Origin of the sequence: Xanthomonas sp. AM6 (assembly GCF_025665335.1) — a bacterium.
In the GTDB taxonomy this organism is placed as follows: Bacteria; Pseudomonadota; Gammaproteobacteria; order Xanthomonadales; family Xanthomonadaceae; genus Xanthomonas_A.
Window position 1 is genome coordinate 1,121,146 of sequence record NZ_CP106869.1, and the last position, 18,297, is coordinate 1,139,442.

The following is an 18,297-nucleotide window of genomic DNA, read 5'->3' on the forward strand; positions in this document are numbered from 1 at the left end:
CCGCGCTCCGACGTCCCGTCCGGCGCCGCCTGCGCAGGCTTGCCGGCCACCGGCGGGGGTTTGTTAAGCTCGCCGTTCTTTCCTGCAAGGCACACAGCATGACCGACACCCCCGTGAAGGCCAAGACCGGCATGCCCTTGCATTGGAAGATGGCGATCGGTTTCGTGCTCGGGCTGGTGCTGGGCCTGGCCGTGCACATGAGCGTCGGCGGCGATGCGGCCTGGGTACAGACGCTGACCAAGTACCTGACCACGCCGCTGTCCAAGCTGTTCCTCAGCCTGATCTTCATGCTGATCGTGCCGCTGCTGTTCTCGGCGCTGGTGATGGGCATTTCCGAGATGGGCGACATCCGCGCGCTGGGCCGGATCGGCTGGAAGACGCTGGGCTATACGGTGGTGCTGTCCGGCATCGCGGTGCTGCTCGGGCTGGTGCTGGTCAACGTGCTCAAGCCGGGCATGGGCGTGGACCACGCACTGGCGCAGCAGCTGCTGCAGCAGAATGCGGAGCGCGCCGCGCAGATCGTCGACCAGAGCAAGCAGCAGCCGCGCGGCATGGACATGCTGCTGTCGATCGTGCCCGACAACGTGGTCGCCGCCGCCTCCAGCAACGGCGCGATCCTGTCGCTGATGTTCTTCGCGGTGATGTTCGGCGTGGGCATGGTGCTCAGCGACGACGCCAAGGTGGCGACGCTGCGGCGCGGCATCGAGGGCATCTTCGAGATCTCGATGACGCTGATCGGGCTGGTGATCCGGCTGGCGCCGTACGCGGTGGCCTGCTTCATGTTCAACCTGGCGGCGCTGTTCGGCTTCGAACTGCTGATCCGGCTCGGCGCCTACGTCGGCGTGGTGGTGCTGGCGCTGGGCCTGCACATGGTGGTGACCTACGGGCTGGCGGTGAAGTTCGCCGGGCGCTCGCCGCTGGCGTTCTTCCGCGCCACCCGCGAGGCCACGGTGATGGCGTTCTCCACCGCCTCCAGCAACGCCACGCTGCCGACCGCGCTGCGCGTGGCCGACGAGATGGGCCTGCCGAACAAGGTCTCGCGCTTCGTGCTGACCGTCGGCGCCACCGCCAACCAGAACGGCACCGCGCTGTTCGAGGGCGTGACGGTGATCTTCCTGGCGCAGTTCTTCGGCGTGGAGCTGAGCATCGCCCAGCAGTTCATGGTGATGCTGGTGTGCATCCTCGGCGGCATCGGCACCGCCGGCGTGCCGTCCGGCTCGCTGCCGGTGGTGGCGCTGATCTGCGCGATGGTCGGGGTGGACCCGGTCGGCATCGGCATGATCCTGGGCGTCAACCATTTCCTGGACATGTGCCGGACGGCGCTGAACGTGACCGGCGATCTGGCGCTGACCACGTTGGTGGCGAAGGGCGAGGGTGATGCGCGGGACTCGTGATGCCGGGATTGGGGAGGCCGGGATTCGGGATTGGTGATTCGGGATTCGCAAGTGCGCTGCATGCGGTGTTTCTGTGGGAGGGGCTTCAGCCCCGACGCGTTACCGGCGAGGCGCCGGGGCTGAAGCCCCTCCTGCAGAACCCGTGAGGCTGAATCGCAAGGAAACCTCGTTCCGCGATGGCGATACGTTCCACCGGATCGCTTGACCGCGATCGGCTCGGCGACACCCTGTCCCGAGTCCCGAGTCCCGAGTCCCAATCCCCAATCCCCAATCCCGGCATGTGGGACAATGATGGACCCGACGCCCCCGCGCCCGCTCACGGTCCAATAGAACCCACATGACGACGCCTACTCGCCGCCAGCTCGCCAACGCGATCCGTTTCCTCGCCGCCGATGCGGTCGAGGCCGCCAAGTCCGGCCACCCCGGCATGCCGATGGGCATGGCCGACATCGCCGAAGTGCTGTGGAACGACTTCCTCAGCCACAACCCGAACAATCCGAAGTGGTTCAACCGCGACCGCTTCGTGCTCTCCAACGGCCACGGTTCGATGCTGCAGTACGCGCTGCTGCACCTGTCCGGCTACGACCTGCCGCTGGAAGAACTCAAGCGCTTCCGCCAGCTGCACAGCCGCACCGCCGGCCACCCCGAGCGCAGCGAAACCCCCGGCGTGGAGACCACCACCGGTCCGCTCGGCCAGGGCTTCGCCAACGCGGTCGGCTTCGCGCTGGCCGAGAAGCTGCTGGCGCAGCGCTTCAACCGTCCCGAGCACCAGATCGTCGACCACCGCACCTGGGTGTTCATGGGCGACGGCTGCATGATGGAAGGCATCTCGCACGAGGCCGCGTCGCTGGCCGGCACCTGGGGCCTGGGCAAGCTGGTCGCGTTCTGGGACAACAACCATATCTCCATCGACGGCAACACCGCCGGCTGGTTCAGCGACGACACCCCGGCGCGCTTCGAGGCCTATGGCTGGCACGTGCTGCGCGATGTCGACGGCCAGGACGCCGATGCGATCAAGGCCGCGATCGAGGCCGCCATCGCCGAAAGCGACAAGCCGACCCTGATCTGCTGCCGCACCACGATCGGCTTCGGTGCGCCGAGCAAGGCCGGCAAGGAGTCCTCGCACGGCGCGCCGCTGGGCAAGGAAGAACTGGAAGGCGCGCGCAAGGCGCTGGGCTGGCCGTACGGCCCGTTCGAGATCCCGCAGGAGATCTACGACGGCTGGCGCGCCGGTGGCGCCGGCACGCTGCGCCAGGCCGAGTGGGAGCAGGCGTTCGACAAGTACGCCAAGCAGTTCCCGGCCGAGGCCGCGGAGCTGACCCGCCGCTCGCACGGCGAGCTGCCGGAGGATTTCATCGCCCAGGCCGACGCCTACATCGCCAAGCAGGCGAGCGAGGCGCAGACCATCGCCTCGCGCAAGGCCTCGCAGATGGCGATCGAGGCGTTCGCGCCGCTGCTGCCGGAACTGGTCGGCGGTTCGGCCGACCTGGCGCATTCCAACCTGACCCTGTGGAAGGCCAGCAAGTCGGTCGCCAGCACCGACCCGAACGCCAATTACGTGTACTACGGCGTGCGCGAGTTCGGCATGACCGCGATCGCCAACGGCCTGGCGCTGCACGGCGGCTTCATCCCGTTCGACGCCACCTTCCTGGTGTTCAGCGACTACGCGCGCAACGGCGTGCGCATGAGCGCGCTGAACCCGGCGCATGCGATCCACGTCTACACCCACGATTCGATCGGCCTGGGCGAGGACGGCCCGACCCACCAGCCGGTCGAGCACCTGGCCTCGCTGCGCTACATCCCCAACAACGACGTGTGGCGCCCGTGCGACACGGTGGAGTCGGCGGTGTGCTGGAAGGCCGCGATCACCCGCCAGGACGGCCCGAGCTGCCTGGTGTTCAGCCGCCAGAACCTGCCGTTCCAGGTACGCAGCGACGCGCAGATCAAGCAGATCGAGCGCGGCGGCTACGTGCTGGCCGACGCCGAGGGCGGCGCGCCGGACGTGATCCTGATCGGCACCGGCTCGGAAGTGGGCCTGGCCGTGGAAGCGAAGAAGACGCTCGACGCCGCGGGCCTGAAGACCCGCGTGGTGTCGATGCCCTGCACTGACGTGTTCGACCGCCAGGACGCGGCCTACCGCGAATCGGTGCTGCCGAACGCGGTGCGCAAGCGCGTGGCGGTGGAGGCCGGCGTCACCGGCTTCTGGCGCAAGTACGTGGGTCTGGATGGCGCGGTGGTCGGCATCGACACGTTCGGCGCCTCGGCTCCGGCCGACGAACTGTACAAGTACTTCGAGATCACCGCAGAGCACGTGGTCGCGGCGGCGAAGGCGTTGTAACGCGCGTCTCCCGCGGGAACGGAAAAGGCCGGCGCAAGCCGGCCTTTTTCTTGTGCGTGTGCCTGCGCCGTCGCGGAATCCAGATGCACCTCCTGTGGGAGCGGCTTCAGCCGCGACAGGCGTCACCGGTAAGGCCTGTCGCGGCTGAAGCCGCTCCTACAAGGGGCGTTGTCGTCGCTGATCGGACGGCGCACCAGGCACGTGCGACCGCGATTTCAGCTGCGCTTGCGCGGCTTGCCGCGCGCCGGCTTCTTGCCGATGGCGGCGCTGGGGTTTTGCCGGGTCGCGAGCACGCCGTCCTCGTGCATCCGCTCCAGCCACGACAGCGTGTCGACGTAGGCCAGGAACTGCTGCAGGTAGCCTGGCGACAGCGTGCGCATCAGCGCCAGCGCGCGGTGCACCAGCACGCCGGAGTTCAGCGGGCCGGCGCCCGATGGCGCTTGCTGCAACGACTGCCGCAGTTGGCTGCGGCTGCGCAACTCGGTCCACAGCTTGCGCGCATCGTCGAGCGCGGGCACCGGCGCGGATGCGATCGGTGCAGCGGAGGCGGCGGTGTTCGGTGCGGCGTCTGCGAACAGTTCCAGCAGCTCGCCGAGCGGGCCGCGCGGGGCGGCCGGTGTGGCGCCAGCGTGCTTGGCGTTGGTATCGGTATCGGCGCCGCCATCGGCACCAACCGCCGCCGCCGGCATCCCGGCCATGTCGGCAGCGTAGGCGTCGAGCAGCGCGGACAGCTTCTGGTCGAGCAGGCGCCGCGCCTGGCCCTGGTGGGCGTCGGCGCGCCGCGCCAGCGCCTCGATGAAGCGCAGGCGCAGCGGATCCACGCGCGCGCCATGCTGCGCGCGCCATGCCGCGATCCGCGCGCTCGCCGTTGTCGGGTCAGCGCGCATGCGGGATCGGGGCGGACTTGGACAGCTTGGGCAGCGGCGCCATTTCCACGCGCCGGTTGCTGGCGCGCCCGGCTTCGTCGACGTTCGGGCTCACCGGTTGCTGCGAACCGAACGCGGCGGCGAACACCGCGTCGGCCGGCACGCCTTCGTCGATCAGCGCACGGGTCACGGTCAGCGCGCGCTGCGCCGACAGTTCCCAGTTGTCGGCGAACTGGCGGTTGCTGTCGCGCACCTGGCGGTCGTCGGTGAAGCCGCTCACCATCAGGATCTCGCCGCGCGCCTTCAGGTAGCCGGCCAGCGGCGCGGCCAGGCTGTTCAGCAGCTCGCGCCCTTCGGGCTGCAACTGGTCGGAGTTCAGCGCGAACAGCACGCTGCCGCGGATGCCGATGCGGCCATCGACCAGGGTCACCCGGCCGGCCGCCAGCGGCGCGGCCAGCGCCTGTTCCAGGGTCTTGCGTTGCCGCGCCTCGGCCTGGCGCTGGCGGACTTCCTCGTCCAGCTTGTGCGACAGCTGCAGCTGCACGCCGATCACGCCGATCAGGATCAGCACGAAGGCGCCCAGCAGCACCGACATCAGGTCGCCGAACACGGCCCAGATCGGCGCGCCGGCCTCGGCGTCGATTTCCAGCTCGTCGCTCATGCCGCTTCGGCCCCGCCATGCGCGGGCCCTGCCGGCAGCTGGCGCAGTTCCTCGATGATCTGCTTCTGCGACAGCATGCTCAGGTCGATGACCTCGCGTGCCTGGGCCACGTAATAAGCCAACTGCTCGTCGCTGCGCGCCAGCGATTTGTCCAGCGCCTGCTCGATGCCGTGCAGGCGTTCCAGCAGCGCCGCGTTCGCCTGGCCGAAGGCCTCCACCGCGCCGCCGAAGGCATCGCCCAGGCTCGCCACTTCGGTGGCGCCGACCGCGACCTGCGCGGCGACCGATTCGAGCTTGCCGGTCTCGGCCTGGATGTGGTCGGTGAAGCGCGCGCCGACGCGATCGAGCAGGTCCGCCAAGGTGGTGACCAGCGCGTCCACCGCCGTGCGTTGCTCGGTGGAGGCGTGGTTCACCGCGTCGAGCAGGGTGTGCAGCGTGTCCAGCAGGCGGCTGCGCTCGTCCAGCATGGCGGTGTCGCGGACCATGCTCTCGGAGAGTTTCTGGCGCAGTTCGGCGACCACGTCGGCGGCGGCCTTCGGCGCTTCGGAGGCGGTCTGCACCAGCCGCGAGATCTCGGCGATGGTCTCGCTGGCGTGCGCCTGGGTCTGCGCCGCGATCGCCCCTGCGCTGCGTTCGAGCGTGTCGCAGATGTCCTGCTGGCGCTGCGCGATGCGGTCGCCGCTCTGTTCCCAGTGCGCGTTCACCGCGGCGGCCATCGCGGCGAACGTGTCGGTCCACGCGGCCAGGCGCGCCTGGTCGCGCGCCTGCAGCGCGTCCTGCAGTTGCGCGTGCGATTGCTGCATGACCGCGACCAGCGCCGCCGCGCGCGCTTCCAGCGTGGTGGCGGCCGCGCCGAGCGCCTGTTCGTTGCGTGCCGCCAGCCCCGCGTTGACCTCCTCCTGGCGCGCCAACGCATCGCGCCACGCCTGCTGCGCGCCGTCCGCGGTGGCGTCCAGGCGCACCGCGATCGCGTCCAGCGCCTGCGCGTTGCGCGTGGCCAATTGCGCGTTGAGTTCCTGCTGGCGCGACAGCGCATCGTTCCAGGCCTGCTGCGCCGCGTCCGCGGTGGCGTCCAGGCGTGCGGCGACCGCCTCCAGCGCCTGCGCATTGCGCGCCGCCAGGCGGTCGTTGAGGTCTTCCTGTCGCGCCAGCGCATCGTTCCAGGCGTGCCTGGCGGCATCCGCCGTGGCGTCCAGGCGCGTCGACACGGCGTCCAGCAGGCCGTTCGAGCGCGTCGCGAAGCCGTCGCCGAACCCGTCCAGCGCGCCGCGCAGGTCCTGCACCAGGGCCTCGTTGCTGCTTCGCTGTTCCGCCAGCGCGGCGTCCCAGCTTTGCGCGGCGCGCGCGGCGGCGTTTTCGAAGCCGGCGGCCAGGCCGTCCAGCTGCCGCTGCACGGCCTGGCCGACCTGCTCGTGCAGCGCGGCGGTCTCGCGCGCCAGGCCGGCCAGCGTGGCCTGCACCACCGGCTGCAGCGCGGCGCCCAGCGCGCGCGCGTTCTCGGCGACGCCGGCCTGCAGCGACTGCTCCACCGCGCCGGCCAGGCGCGTGTAGGCGGCCTCGGTCCGGGCATGGAAGGCGTCCTGGTGGCTCGCGAGCCGGTCGCCGCTGGCCGCGCCCTGTTGCTCGACGCTCGCCGCCATCGCCTGCAGCCGGTCGATCAGCGCCGGCATCAGCTCGGTCTGCCGCTGCAGCAGCTTGAACGCTTCGCTGCGCTGGAAGGCCTGCGAATAGGGGTGCAGGGTGGTGGCGATCTGCAGGTCGAGCAGTTGCACCGCCTGCAGGCGCTCGCGCCGGCACAGCGCGGCGAGCAGGCCGAGCATCGCCGAGCTGGCCACGCCGGCGATCGAGGTGCCGAAGGCGAAGCCCAGGCCCTTGACCGGCGCGGCCAGCGAGTCGCGGATCGCCTGCAGGTCGGTCGCGCTCTCCAGCGCCAGGCCGGTGCCGCGCAGGGTCGCCATCATGCCCAGGAAGGTGCCGAGCATGCCCAGCAGCACCAGCAGGCCGACCAGGTACGGGGTCAGGCCCGGCGCCGGCAGGGCGATGCGCTCGCCGTCGATGCGCAGGCGCACCGCGTTGCGCAGGCTCGGATCCAGCCGCTGCAGCCAGCCGCCCAGGTCGGACTGCGCCGCATCGGCCTCGTTCACCGCGCGGACCAGGCTGGCGGTGGCCTGCCGGTAGCGGTACAGCTCCAGCGCGCCGGCCACGTAGCACGCGCCGATCAGCAGCGCGAAGCTCACGCCCAGCGGGTTGGTGCCGAGGTAGCCGGCACCGATCCAGCCCACGGCGGCGAGGCCGGCAAGGAACACGACGGAATGGAAGATGGTCTTGGACATGATGTCTCGGTCAGCGGGTGCGAAGCGCTGCGAGCAGCGCCTCGATGGGATGGAAGCGGACGTCCAGCTCGGCGCGCAGCACGCTGCGCATGTCCTGGCGGAACACGTCCAGCCAGGCGCCGGCGCCGGCCGCCGGTGGGGCGTCCGCCGGTTGCGCGGCGGCCGGCACGGTGTGCGCGGCCTCGCGCAGGCGTTCGAAATGCTGGCCCAGCAGCGCCGGGACGGCGGACAGCAGGGTCTGCTCGCGCGGGCTCAGGGTCGATTCCATGACCGCGTCCAGCTCCGCCAGCCGCGCCATGTCCGGCGAGGACCGCGCCAGCGTGTCGCGCAGCTGGCCGCGCAGGCGGCCGGTGGCGGTCAGCATCGCCCGCTGCAGCGACAGGTAGCGCTCGCGGAACGGCGCGTAGTCGGCTGCCGCGTTCGCGTCGGCGCCCTCGCCTTGCGCAGTGGCCCGTGGCCGGCCGGTGCCTGCGGCGGGATCGGCGCAGATGGCCTCCTCCAGCGCAGTGCGTGCGCGCGCGCATTCGTCCTCGTCCACGCCCGCGGCGGGCGCCTCGTCGTCGAGGGCGGGCAGCTTGCCGTCCAGGGCCCTGGACACGGCGACGGCGCGCGTCCAGTCGATCCACTGGCCGAGGCGGTCGGCCAGCGCCGGGCTGGACGGCGCCATGTCGGCGTCGCTGAGACGTGCGAGGAGGCGAATGAACGCCGGGCCCGGGACAGGCGGCCGTGGAGGAGCTTTCGCCATGCTTCTGCGCAAAGCGCGCAATTTTACACGCGAATGACATCCGGGGCCGGGAACGCCCTAGCGGCGGGCCGAAAACCCCGCCGGCCGGACCGTTGCGGCTCAAAGGCACCCGGTGTGGAGGCGCCAACCGGTCGTGGACCGCATGCTGCAGCCCGGTGCCGCGCGCGTAGCGGGCCGGATGCATCGGGTCAGTTTGGGATGCGGACATCGGCTGCAGGCGCGGTCGCGGGCTCGCGTGGCTTGGTGGAAAGGGCGCCTGATCCGCGGCGCCAACATGAGTTCGGAATGGCCCGATTCTGGGTTTTGGGCTCAGGCCGGACCACGGACTGGCGCTAGATGGCCTCGGGAGCGTCGTTCGGACGGCACCGGCCAGGGCGCGCGTTTCCGACCCTGCGGGCCGCTACTGCGCCGCAGGCAAGCTCCCAGTGGCCTGCGCGCCGTGTCCAGGCCGCGACTTCGCCGCGGCTGCGCCTACAACTGCTGCTCCCCGCGCAGCAGCGGATACGGGTTGAGCGATTCCCCCTTCCACCATTGCCGTTCCGGGCCGAGCCGGTGGATCTCGAAATGCAGGTGCGGCGCGCCGGGGTCGGCGTTGCCGGTGCTGCCGACGTAGCCGATCACCTGGCCGCGGCGGATCGCCTGCTTCTCGGCCAGCCCGTCCGCGTAGCGCTGCAGGTGCGCGTAGTAGTACGCGTAACGGCCGCCGGGTTCGAACTGGTACACGGTGAGCCCGCCGCGTTCGCTGTCGAACAGCTTTTCCACGCTGCCGTCGGCGACCGCCAGCACCGGCGTGCCGGCCGGCGCCAGGATGTCGATCGCGTCGTGGCGGCGGCCCTGGCTGCGGGCGTCGGTGAAGGTGTCCTGCAACTGGTCCCGGGTCACGCCCTGCACCGGGATCAGCAGGCCGTCGGAGGCGCTGGCAGGGACCGTGGCGGCGCCTGCCGCCGGCGCCGGCTGCGTTTGCGCAGTGTCCGGCGCGGCCGGCGCAGGCACTGCCGCCGCGGCCGCGGGTTGCGCCTTCGCGGCACCGGGAGCGGCGTCCGCCACCGGCGTGGCGGCAGTGGCGACGGCGGCCGACGGCGCCGGGCTGGGGCGCACCTGCACCAGGTCGCCGTGCAGCAGCCAGTAGCCCAGCGCCGCCGCCGCGATCAGCACTGCCATGCCGAGCACGATCCGCATGCGCTCACTCCTGCATGGTGACCGGCACCGACGCGTTCACCGCGGCGGCCACGGTCAGCGCGTCCCAGTTGGTCAGGCGCACGCAACCATGCGATTGCGCCTTGCCGACCCGCGCCGGATCCGGCGTGCCGTGCAGGCCGTAGTGGTCCTTGGACAGGTCGATCCACACCTCGCCGACCGGGTTGTTCGGGCCCGCCGCCAGCGTCGCCTTCTTGTCGGTCTTGTCGGCGTCCCAGAACAGCTTGGGGTTGTAGTGGAAGGTCGGCTGCCGCACCACGCCCTTGATCTTCCACTCGCCGATCGGCAGCGGATCGTGCTCGCTGCCGGTGGAGGCGGGGAACTGCGCCAGGATCGCGCCGTTGGCGTCGAGCAGGCGCACGGTGGAATCGGATTTGTCGACCAGCAGCTTGGCCGCCTTGGGCAGCGCGGCGGTGCCGAGCACGTTCGGCACCTGCACGCTGGCGCCGGCCTGGCTGAAGTCGGTCGATGGATTCAGCGCGCGCAGCAGCGCCGGCGCGGCGTGGAAGCGCTCGCCCAGGCGCTCTTCCACCGAGGTGTAGCCCAGCGCCGGCAGCTTGGCCTTTTCCGCGGTGTCCTCGGGGATCTTGGGGAACGGACCGGCCACGTCCTCGGCGGTGAGCGTGTAGGCGACCAGGGCCGGCGCGGCGTCCTGCGCCAGCGCCTGCCAGGTGGCGTCGTCGAGTTCGCCGCTGGCGGTCAGGCCGCGTGCGGCCTGGAAACCGGACACGGCGCGGCGCTGGTTGGATCCCGCCTGGCCGTCGATCTCGCCCGGCGAGAAGTGCGCGCGGTCCAGCAACACCTGCGCACGCAGCAGCGAGCGCTCGCCGCTGTCCGGCGCCGGCGTGGCGGCGGCCTTGGCGGGCGGCTGCGCCGCCGCGCTGCCGGCCGCGTTCGCGAACAGCACGGCGAGGCAGGCGAGTGGAAGCGATAGACGGGACATCGACGGCTCCAGCAGGGATTTCGCCCACCATGCCCAGGCGCGGCGACTAGCCCGCGTGAAATGGCTGGCTGCCGGATGACCGGAGGTGATTGCGGCCTTGCAGCGGTGCGCTCGAGTCCTGCTGCCTGCGGTCTCGGCATGGGAACTACAGGGCGCACGGATGCACCGCCGCGACTTCACCCCGCCGCAGTCCGCCGCAGCGCGTAGGCCAGCAGGCGCGCCTGCACCTGTTCGCCGAGGCCGCGCGGCGCCTCCAGCGCCATGCGCTGCATGCATGCCGCGTCGGCGGGTTCGCGCGACAGCAGCGCGCGCGCCACGGTCGCGAGCTTCGCGCCGGTGCCGGCGGTATTGCGCTTCAGCCAGGCCAGCGCGCGCAGCAGGCGCTGCTCGACCTCGGTGAAGTCGCTGCCCAGCGGATAGTCGGGCAGGGTGCCGTCGCCGCGGAACGGCGCCAGCGCAGCGCGCACCCGCTCGGCGCGGTTGCGCTGCCACTGCGGCGGGGCGACGAAATCGGCGCCGAGTTTGCGCGCCTGCCTGGCCTGTTGCAGCAGCGCCGGCTGGAATGCCACGTCGGCAAGCCCGGTCATCGCCACCACGCAGTCCTCGTCGGTCATGCCGCGCAGGTCGGCGATGCCGTATTCGTTGAGGTAGATGTCGCGCAGGTGGCGCGGGATGGTGGTGTGGCCGTAATTCCAGCGCAGGTTGGACTGCAGCGCTCCCGCCTCGCCGCGGGTGGCGCGGAACATCAGCACGCTGCGCGCGTCCTCCAGCGCGTGCGCCATCGCCACGAAGTTGTACTGGCCGCCGACCCCGGACACCACGCGGCCATCGTCCAGCGCATCGGACACCGCCGCGCCGAGCGCGGTGGCCATCATGCACGAGTTGAAGAAGCGCGCCTCGCGCCGTTGCAGGCGGCGCAGCGTCTCGCCGCCGTAGAGCTGGTTGATCTCGCTGATGCGGCGCATGCCGATCGCGGCGCGCGCCTGCGGCGGCATCTCGCGCAGCCAGGCGTAGAACTCGGGCGAGCCGAGATAGAACGCGCCCTGCAGGTATTCGCCGTCGCGCTGCAGCCGCGCCTGGTCGTCGGCATCGGCGCTGCCGTCGGCTACGCGCTGCATCAGCTGCGCATCGTCGAGCACCTTGCGCCGGATCACGCCGCACTGAACCAACTGGCGGAAGCCTTCGTTGAGCATCTCGCTGCAGCCGAACAGGCCGACCGAGAACGGCGCCAGCCCGCCGCATTCCTGGACTGCCGGGTGCGCTTCCAGCGCCGGGTCCAGCGCCGCCAGCACCTGCCGGTAGCGCGCGTTGTCGGTGTGCCGCAGCACCAGCGCGTGGCACAGCGCATCGGCCAGCGTACCGATGCCGATCTGCAGCGTGCCGCCGTCGCGCACCAGCGCGCTCGCGTACAGGCCGATCGCGTAGTCGGCATCGGCCACCGGCTGCCGCGGCAGCCCGAACAGGCGCGGGTACGGGCCCGGCGGTGTCGCAACCACGTCGAAGAACGATGGCTCCACCGCCGCGCTGCCGCCGATCCACGGCAGCTGCGGATCGACCTCGGCCACCAGCAGCGGCCGCGGCAGGCCGCGCCGGCGCACCGCGTCCAGCGTGTCCTGGGTGATGTCGTTGTTGCACGAGAACGACAGCCGGGTGCCGCCGGGTTCGCGCGCCACCTTCTGCACGATCAGGTTCGGCGCGCGCTGCGCCACCGCGTCGGCGGCATGGGTGTAGTTGAGGCTGGTGTAGCCGCGCTGTGCCTGCGCCGAGTGCAGCAGCGCGCCGGACTGCATGTAGAACTCCTCGACCTGGATGTGCGCCGGCAAGGCGTCGCGCTGCAACGCCTGCACGTACTTGAGCGCAGGGAAATCCTCGCCGAAATGGCGCTGCACGAACGGCCGCACGAAGCGGCCTTCCAGCCCGCTGCCGGCCGGCGGCGGATTCAGCGACAGCGCGGTGTAGAGCTGCATCGGCCGTTGCGGATCGGCGGCGACGCGGTCGTACAGCGCGTTGAGCAGGCGATGCGGCTTGCCGATGCCCAGCGGCGCGCCGATGCGCAGCGTGCCGGGGATGCGTTGCAGGATCAGGTCGGCGACGGCGTCGAGGTCTTCGAGGTGTTCGGTCATCGGCATAGCTTAGGCGAGCCCTGCGGTCGCATGTTTCGGCGACCTGCGATCGGCGCTTGACACGGCGTTCGTTTACCCGTGTAATCGATAAAAATTACAGGCGTAAACGCTATGTCGATCAGCGATGCGGAAGCGGTGGTGATGGAGGTGCTGTGGAACCGGCATCCGCTTGCGGCCGAGGAGGTGTTCGAAGCCCTGGCCGGGCATGGCGGCTGGGCCGAGCCCACGGTCAAGACCCTGCTCAACCGGCTGCTCAACAAGGGCGCGATCCGCGCCGACAAACAGGGCCGCCGCTATCTGTACGCGCCGCTGCTGCAGCGCGAGCAGTGGGTGCAGCAACAGAGCGAAGGCCTGCTCGAACGCCTGTTCGGCGGCCGCATCGCGCCGCTGGTGGCGCACTTCAGCGAACGCGGCAAGCTCAGCGACGCCGATATCGCCGAACTCAAACGACTGATCCAGGAGCTGGACGATGAGCGTTGAACACTTCGTAGCGGGAATATGGGCGACGGCGCTGGCCGGCAGCGCGGCGATCGTGGCGGTGCTGGCGCTGCGCGCGCCGGTGCGGCGGATGTTCGGCGCCAGCGTCGCCTACGCATTGTGGAGCGTGGTGCCGCTGGCGATGCTGGCGGTGCTGCTGCCTGGCGATCTGCGCCCGGCGCTGCCCGCGGTGCGGGCGCTGGCGCTGCCGCAGGTGTGGGTGGGCGCGTCGCAGGCGTCGGCTGGCGCCGACGGTGCGCTGTCGGCCGCAGGCAACCAGGCCGCGCTCTGGCTGGCTGCGCTGTGGCTGCTGGGCGCCGCGACGATGGCCGTCGCGCTGTGGCGGCAGCAGCGGCGCTACCGGCGCAGCCTGGGGCGGCTGTCGCAGGGCGCCGATGGCGTGCTGTACGCGCAGCACGCGGTGCACGGTCCGCTGGTGCTCGGCGCCTGGCGGCCGCGCGTGGTGCTGCCGCTGGATTTCGCCCAGCGCTATCCGGCCGCGCAGGCGGAACTGGTGCTGGCGCACGAGCGCATGCATATCGCCCGCGGCGATACCCGCTGCAACCTGCTGCTGGCGGCGTTGCGCTGCGTGTACTGGTTCAATTCGGTGCTGCACTGGGCCGCGCCGCGGTTCCGCTTCGACCAGGAACTGGCCTGCGATGCGGCGGTGCTGGCGCGGCATCCGGCCTCGCGCCGCAGCTATGCCGAGGCGATGCTGCAGACCCAGCTGGATGCGATCGCGCTGCCGGTCGGCTGCCATTGGCAGGCCGGGCAGACCTTGCGGCAACGGATCGCAATGCTGCATCGGCCGGCGGTGACCGGCTGGCGGCGGCGTGCCGGCATCGCCGTGGTGGCGATGGCGGCGCTATGCGGCGGCGCTTCGGCCTGGGCGTTGCAGCCGCCGCGGCCTTCCGCGCTGGCGGCGAGCGGCAATGCGCCTGCGAATGCGCAAGCCGCGGATGCGGATGCGCTGGCGGGGAACGCAGCTGCGCTGGGCGCTGCGCCGGCAAGCAGCGGAAAGCGCTTGCCGATGACGCTCGCGGCCGCAACCGGCGCCGCGGACATGGCCGCCAAGCGCGCGACCACGCCTGCCAAGCCAGTGATGCTGCTGCCGCCGCGCTATCCGCGAGCAGCGCTGCGCGAAGGCGCTTCGGGAAATGTGATGTTGTTGGTCGACGTGGATGAAGCCGGTACGGCCAGCGATGTGCGCTTGCTGGGTCGCGGCAGCGGCAATGCGGCACTGGACCAGGCGGCCATCGCGGCCGCCCGGCAGTGGCGCTTCACGCCGGCGCAGGAGCACGGGCGTGCGATCCGTGGCCGGCTAAAGATTCCGGTCACGTTCGAGTCCGGGATGCATCCTGTCGCGGCGCCCGCGGGGCTGGCCGGTGCGGACGGCTACCGCTGGTATCTGCTGGATGCGGATACGCGCGATACGGGCCAGCGCATGTGCGATGTGGTCACGTCCGATGGGCAAGGGCCGGCCCGGCGCGTGTATTGCGGCGTGACCGTGGCGACACGGAGATGAGCGTGCGCCGGATCGGTTCGGCAGGTCTGTGCCTGTGCCTGGTGGCCTGTGCCGGCCAACCGCCGCGCGAGCAGGCGCAGCGGTTGGACTCGGTCGACCAGCGCCTGCTCGCGCCGCGTGGCGATGGCGCACCGGGCGGCGCCATCGCGGCCTATGCGATGCAGCCGCAGCAGGTGTTCCGCATGCCGCAGCCGGTGCAGGCGGCAACGCCGCAGCTGCCGGCCGATTCGCCGCGGCGCACGCTGGCGCCGACCACGGTGTGCGTGCGCGTGATCCTGTCCGCGCTAGGCGAGGTCCAGCGCAGCGAGCCCTTGCGCGATCGCGAGGAATGCGGCGCCGGCGCGCTGGCCGACAATGCCGACCTGCTGCAGGCGGTACAGCAGGGCGTGGCGCGCTGGCGTTTCGTGCCCGCGGCGATCTGCACCTATGCCGATCCGGCGCAGCGGCCGGCAGTGGAGGGACGCTGCGACGATGCCGTGTCGGTGGAAGAGGTACCGGTGACGCTGGCCTACGCGTTCACATTCGAGGTGCGCGAGGGCAAGGCCAGCGTGCAGGCCGGGCGGGTGGGTGGCCGCGGCGGGCGTTGAGTGCGCGCCGAGCTGGTGCGCGCCCGGGTCCGTGACTGGTTTTTCTCTCCTGATTGCAGATCGCGGAGCGAGTCCTGGTTTCGCCATGGGCTTTTGCGATAGGCGTTGCTGGTGAAGGCTGTCGCGACTGAAGTCGCTCCTACAAGGGGGCGGCGCGTGGGTAGTGGCACTGCATGCATCGCGGCAGCATCGCTCTCGCGGTGTCGGCGCGCTACAGCATCTCCGGCTTGAACAGCCGCCGCCGCGAGACTTCCGCGCCGGACAACATGAACTTGCCGTCGCCGCGGTAGTGCAGGGTCCTGGGCAGTTTCGGCGAGGTGGCGACGTGCGCCTTGACCACTTCCCAGACGAACAGGTTGTGCCTGGCGATCTGGCGGCCGTCGTGCAGGCGGCACTCGAAGCTGGCGTAGCACTCGGCGATCGACGGCGCATCGACCTGCGTGCCGGGCACCGCGGTCAGGCCGAACTGCGCGAATTTGTCGCAGTGCGCGCCGCTGCTGTTGCCGATGCCGACCACGGTGTCGAGCAGGTCCGCGGTGGGCAGGTTGATCGTGCATTGCCTGCTGCGCCGGACCAGTTCGAAGCTGTGGTTGGCGCTGGAGATGCAGCAGGCGATCAGCGACGGCGAGAACTCCAGCACCATGTGCCAGCCCATGGTCATGATGTCGCGCTGGCCCTTCCAGGCCGAACCGACCAACACCACCGGGCCGGGTTCGAGGAACCGGCGCACCTGGTCGAGCGGAAAGTCGTGCTTGCGGTAACGGCGCATGGGCGCTGCTTCGGCGGTGGCGATGGGCCCAGTCTGGCCATCGGCAGTGAATGCGGCGTCGGCGCGGCCTGGCCCGGGCGCCGCGCCAGGCCTAATCCAGCCGATGGATCGCGTCGGCGATGCGTTCCACTTCCTCGGCCTGGTGGCTGACGTAGAGCATCGGCAGGCGCACTTCGTCGCGCACGCGCTGCAGGTACGGGATCAGTTCGCCGCGGCGCTGCGCGTCCAGCGCCGATAGCGGTTCGTCGAACAGCAGGATCGCCGGCTGTGACAGCAGCGCGCGGCCGATCGCCACGCGCTGCGCCTCGCCGCCGGACAGGTTGCCCGGGCGCCGCGCCAGCAGCGGCGCGATGCCGAGCAGCTCCACCACCGCATCGAAGCCGAAGCGCTCGGCGCGGCCGCGGCCGTGGCGGCCGTAGCCGAGGTTGCGGCGCACGTCCATGTGCGGGAACAGCCGCGCGTCCTGGAACACGTAGCCGATCCGGCGCCGGTGGGTGGGCACGTCGATGCCGGCGTCGCTGTCGTAGAGCACGCGCTGGTCGATGGCGATGCGTCCGCTGCGCGGCCGCAGCACGCCGGCGATGGCGTTGAGCATGCTGGTCTTGCCGGCGCCGGACGGGCCGACCAGCGCGACCACGCGCGCCTGTTCCTCGACCCGCAAGCGGCGCTGGAAACGGCCGCGCTGCACCTCGATGTCGATGCTCAGCATCGGCGCGCGCTCCCGTGCCGCGAACGCGGTGCGCGCCGGATGCGCGCTGCGGCGCCGGGCTGGCTCATGCGTCCGCCTCCGGCCCGCGCTGGCGCCGCACCAGCCATTCGGACAGCAGCAGCGCGGCCAGCGAGATCGCCAGCGCCACCGCCGCCAGTCGCCAGATCCCGGCTTCGCCGCCGGGCACCTGCAGCAGGCCGTAGATCGCCGCCGACAGGGTCTGGGTTTCCCCCGGAATGTTCGATACGAAGGTGATGGTGGCGCCGAATTCGCCCAGCGCTTTGGCGAAGGCGAGTGCGGTGCCGGCGACCAGCCCCGGCCAGGCCAGCGGCAGGGTGATGCTGAAGAACACCCGCCATGGCCCGGCGCCGAGCGTGGCCGCGGCCGCCTCCAGGCGCCGGTCGGTGGACTCCAGCGCCAGGCGGATCGCGCGCACCATCAGCGGGAATCCCATCACCGCGCTGGCCAGTGCCGCGCCGGTCCAGCGGAACGCGACCTGCACGCCCAGATGCTCCAGCAGCCAGGCGCCGACCGGCCCGCGCGTGCCGAACACGATCAACAGCACGTAACCGGTGACCACCGGCGGCATCACCAGCGGCAGGTGCAGCAACGCATCCAGCAGCGACTTGCCGGGAAAACGGCGCCGCGCCAGCAGCCAGCCGCAGGCCACGCCGAACGGCAGGCTGCCCAGCGCCGCGACCAGCGCGACCTTGACGCTGAGCGCGATCGCGGTGAGTTCCTGCGGGGTGAAGGCGAACAACGGCAAGGGCTCAGGGCGCGAGCGAGAAACCGCGGCGCTGGAAGATCGCCTGCGCAGGCTTCGTACCCAGCCAGCGCACGAAGCCGGCCGCGGCCGGATGCCTGCTCGCGCGCAGCGCCGCCACCGGATACACGATCGGCGCGTGGCTGTCGGCGGGGAACACCGCCACCACCCGCACCTTCGGTTCGGCCTTGGCATCGGAGCCGTAGACGATGCCCAGCGGCGCTTCGCCGCGCGCGACCAGCATCAGCGCGGCGCGCACGCTGTCCGATTCGGCCAGGCGCGCCTGCACGCCGTCCCACTGGCCGAGCTTGCGCAGCGCGGCGCGCGCGTACTTGCCGGCCGGCACGCTGTTGGTCTGGCCGACCGCAAGCCGGCCTTGCGTGCCGAGCGCGGCGGCGAGCGCGCCGGGCGTGCGCAGATCGACCTTGGCGGCGCTGGACGCCGGTGCGACCAGCACCAGCGTGTTGCCCAGAAGATTGCGCCGCTGCGCCGGGTCGACGAGCTGGCGCTGTTGCAGGTAGTCCATCCATTCCAGGTCGGCGGAGACGAACACGTCCGCCGGCGCGCCCTGTTCCAGCTGCCGCGCCAGCGCCGAGCTGGCCGCGTACGACACCTGCACCGGCGTGCCGCTGGACTGCTGGTAGGCCGCGGCGGCCTCGTCCAGCGATTCCTTCAGGCTGGCGGCGGCGAACACGGTCAACGGCGCCTGCGCCAGGGCCGGCGGCATCGCCATGGCGACGGTGAGCGAGAGCAGGTACAGCAGGCTGCGAAGCGTACGGGACATGGGGGATGCTCCGGGGACATCAGGGAAACGGCCGGCGATCGCGGATCTGGCGCACGCAGCGCAGGCCGCTGGTGCTGCAGCGC

Annotated in this window: 16 protein-coding genes; 5 read left to right on the forward strand and 11 right to left on the reverse strand. The window is 71.3% G+C overall.

Translation table 11 applies throughout. The features are described from left to right. Nucleotides 1–98 precede the first annotated feature (98 nt). The gene (locus OCJ37_RS04645; protein WP_263112522.1) at nt 99–1,394 is read left to right on the forward strand and encodes a dicarboxylate/amino acid:cation symporter; all 1,296 of its coding nucleotides are present in this window, start codon (nt 99–101) and stop codon (nt 1,392–1,394) included. Nucleotides 1,395–1,731: 337 nt separating this feature from the next. Beyond that, entirely contained in the window at nt 1,732–3,732 is a 2,001-nt protein-coding gene (gene tkt / locus OCJ37_RS04650; protein WP_263112523.1) for a transketolase, read from the forward strand. Nucleotides 3,733–3,947: 215 nt separating this feature from the next. Here tkt and OCJ37_RS04655 read toward each other — a convergent pair whose 3' ends face one another. The 7 genes from OCJ37_RS04655 to OCJ37_RS04685 all read right to left on the reverse strand — a co-directional run bounded on the left by OCJ37_RS04655 (nt 3,948) and on the right by OCJ37_RS04685 (nt 12,600). Next, a complete protein-coding gene (locus OCJ37_RS04655; protein WP_263112524.1) occupies nt 3,948–4,619 on the reverse strand; it encodes a DUF2894 domain-containing protein in 672 nt (223 codons plus the stop codon). Next, nucleotides 4,609–5,259, reverse strand: a complete 651-nt coding sequence (locus tag OCJ37_RS04660; RefSeq protein ID WP_263112525.1) for an OmpA family protein — start codon at nt 5,257–5,259, stop codon at nt 4,609–4,611. The genes OCJ37_RS04655 and OCJ37_RS04660 overlap by 11 nt, the downstream gene beginning before the upstream one ends. Beyond that, a complete protein-coding gene (locus OCJ37_RS04665; protein ID WP_263112526.1) occupies nt 5,256–7,592 on the reverse strand; it encodes a DUF802 domain-containing protein in 2,337 nt (778 codons plus the stop codon). The genes OCJ37_RS04660 and OCJ37_RS04665 overlap by 4 nt, the downstream gene beginning before the upstream one ends. Nucleotides 7,593–7,602: 10 nt before the next feature. Further along, the gene (locus OCJ37_RS04670) at nt 7,603–8,337 is read right to left on the reverse strand and encodes a DUF3348 domain-containing protein (RefSeq protein ID WP_263112527.1); all 735 of its coding nucleotides are present in this window, start codon (nt 8,335–8,337) and stop codon (nt 7,603–7,605) included. Between the two features lie 471 nt (nt 8,338–8,808). Next, nucleotides 8,809–9,516 carry a M23 family metallopeptidase gene (locus OCJ37_RS04675; RefSeq protein WP_263112528.1) on the reverse strand — a complete coding sequence of 236 codons (708 nt, stop codon included), beginning with the start codon at nt 9,514–9,516 and terminating at the stop codon, nt 8,809–8,811. Nucleotides 9,517–9,520: 4 nt separating this feature from the next. After that, complete coding sequence (locus OCJ37_RS04680; protein ID WP_263112529.1) at nt 9,521–10,477, reverse strand: L,D-transpeptidase family protein; 957 nt, start codon at nt 10,475–10,477, stop codon at nt 9,521–9,523. A gap of 176 nt (nt 10,478–10,653) precedes the next feature. Continuing rightward, nucleotides 10,654–12,600 carry an acetyl-CoA hydrolase/transferase C-terminal domain-containing protein gene (locus tag OCJ37_RS04685; RefSeq protein ID WP_263112530.1) on the reverse strand — a complete coding sequence of 649 codons (1,947 nt, stop codon included), beginning with the start codon at nt 12,598–12,600 and terminating at the stop codon, nt 10,654–10,656. A 111-nt stretch (nt 12,601–12,711) separates the two neighbouring features. Here OCJ37_RS04685 and OCJ37_RS04690 point away from each other — a divergent pair, with 111 nt between their 5' ends. The 3 genes from OCJ37_RS04690 to OCJ37_RS04700 are packed head-to-tail and all read left to right on the forward strand — an operon-like array spanning nt 12,712 to nt 15,189. Continuing rightward, on the forward strand, nt 12,712–13,080 hold the full coding sequence (locus OCJ37_RS04690; RefSeq protein WP_263112531.1) for a BlaI/MecI/CopY family transcriptional regulator: 369 nt from the start codon (nt 12,712–12,714) through the stop codon (nt 13,078–13,080). Continuing rightward, nucleotides 13,070–14,602, forward strand: a complete 1,533-nt coding sequence (locus tag OCJ37_RS04695; RefSeq protein ID WP_263112532.1) for a TonB family protein — start codon at nt 13,070–13,072, stop codon at nt 14,600–14,602. Before OCJ37_RS04690 ends, OCJ37_RS04695 begins: the two co-directional genes overlap by 11 nt. After that, a complete protein-coding gene (locus OCJ37_RS04700; protein WP_263112533.1) occupies nt 14,599–15,189 on the forward strand; it encodes a hypothetical protein in 591 nt (196 codons plus the stop codon). Before OCJ37_RS04695 ends, OCJ37_RS04700 begins: the two co-directional genes overlap by 4 nt. A gap of 211 nt (nt 15,190–15,400) precedes the next feature. On the opposite strand, the gene OCJ37_RS04705 is transcribed toward OCJ37_RS04700, so the two are convergent. The 4 genes from OCJ37_RS04705 to modA all read right to left on the reverse strand — a co-directional run bounded on the left by OCJ37_RS04705 (nt 15,401) and on the right by modA (nt 18,163). Then, nucleotides 15,401–15,958 (reverse strand): flavin reductase family protein, encoded by a 558-nt coding sequence (locus tag OCJ37_RS04705; RefSeq protein WP_263112534.1) that lies wholly within the window; start codon nt 15,956–15,958, stop codon nt 15,401–15,403. Nucleotides 15,959–16,049: 91 nt separating this feature from the next. Further along, nucleotides 16,050–16,667 carry a molybdenum ABC transporter ATP-binding protein gene (locus OCJ37_RS04710; protein WP_263112535.1) on the reverse strand — a complete coding sequence of 206 codons (618 nt, stop codon included), beginning with the start codon at nt 16,665–16,667 and terminating at the stop codon, nt 16,050–16,052. A 64-nt stretch (nt 16,668–16,731) separates the two neighbouring features. Further along, nucleotides 16,732–17,427 carry a molybdate ABC transporter permease subunit gene (gene modB, locus OCJ37_RS04715; protein ID WP_263113585.1) on the reverse strand — a complete coding sequence of 232 codons (696 nt, stop codon included), beginning with the start codon at nt 17,425–17,427 and terminating at the stop codon, nt 16,732–16,734. A 10-nt stretch (nt 17,428–17,437) separates the two neighbouring features. After that, entirely contained in the window at nt 17,438–18,163 is a 726-nt protein-coding gene (gene modA, locus OCJ37_RS04720; protein WP_263113586.1) for a molybdate ABC transporter substrate-binding protein, read from the reverse strand. Nucleotides 18,164–18,297 lie beyond the last annotated feature (134 nt).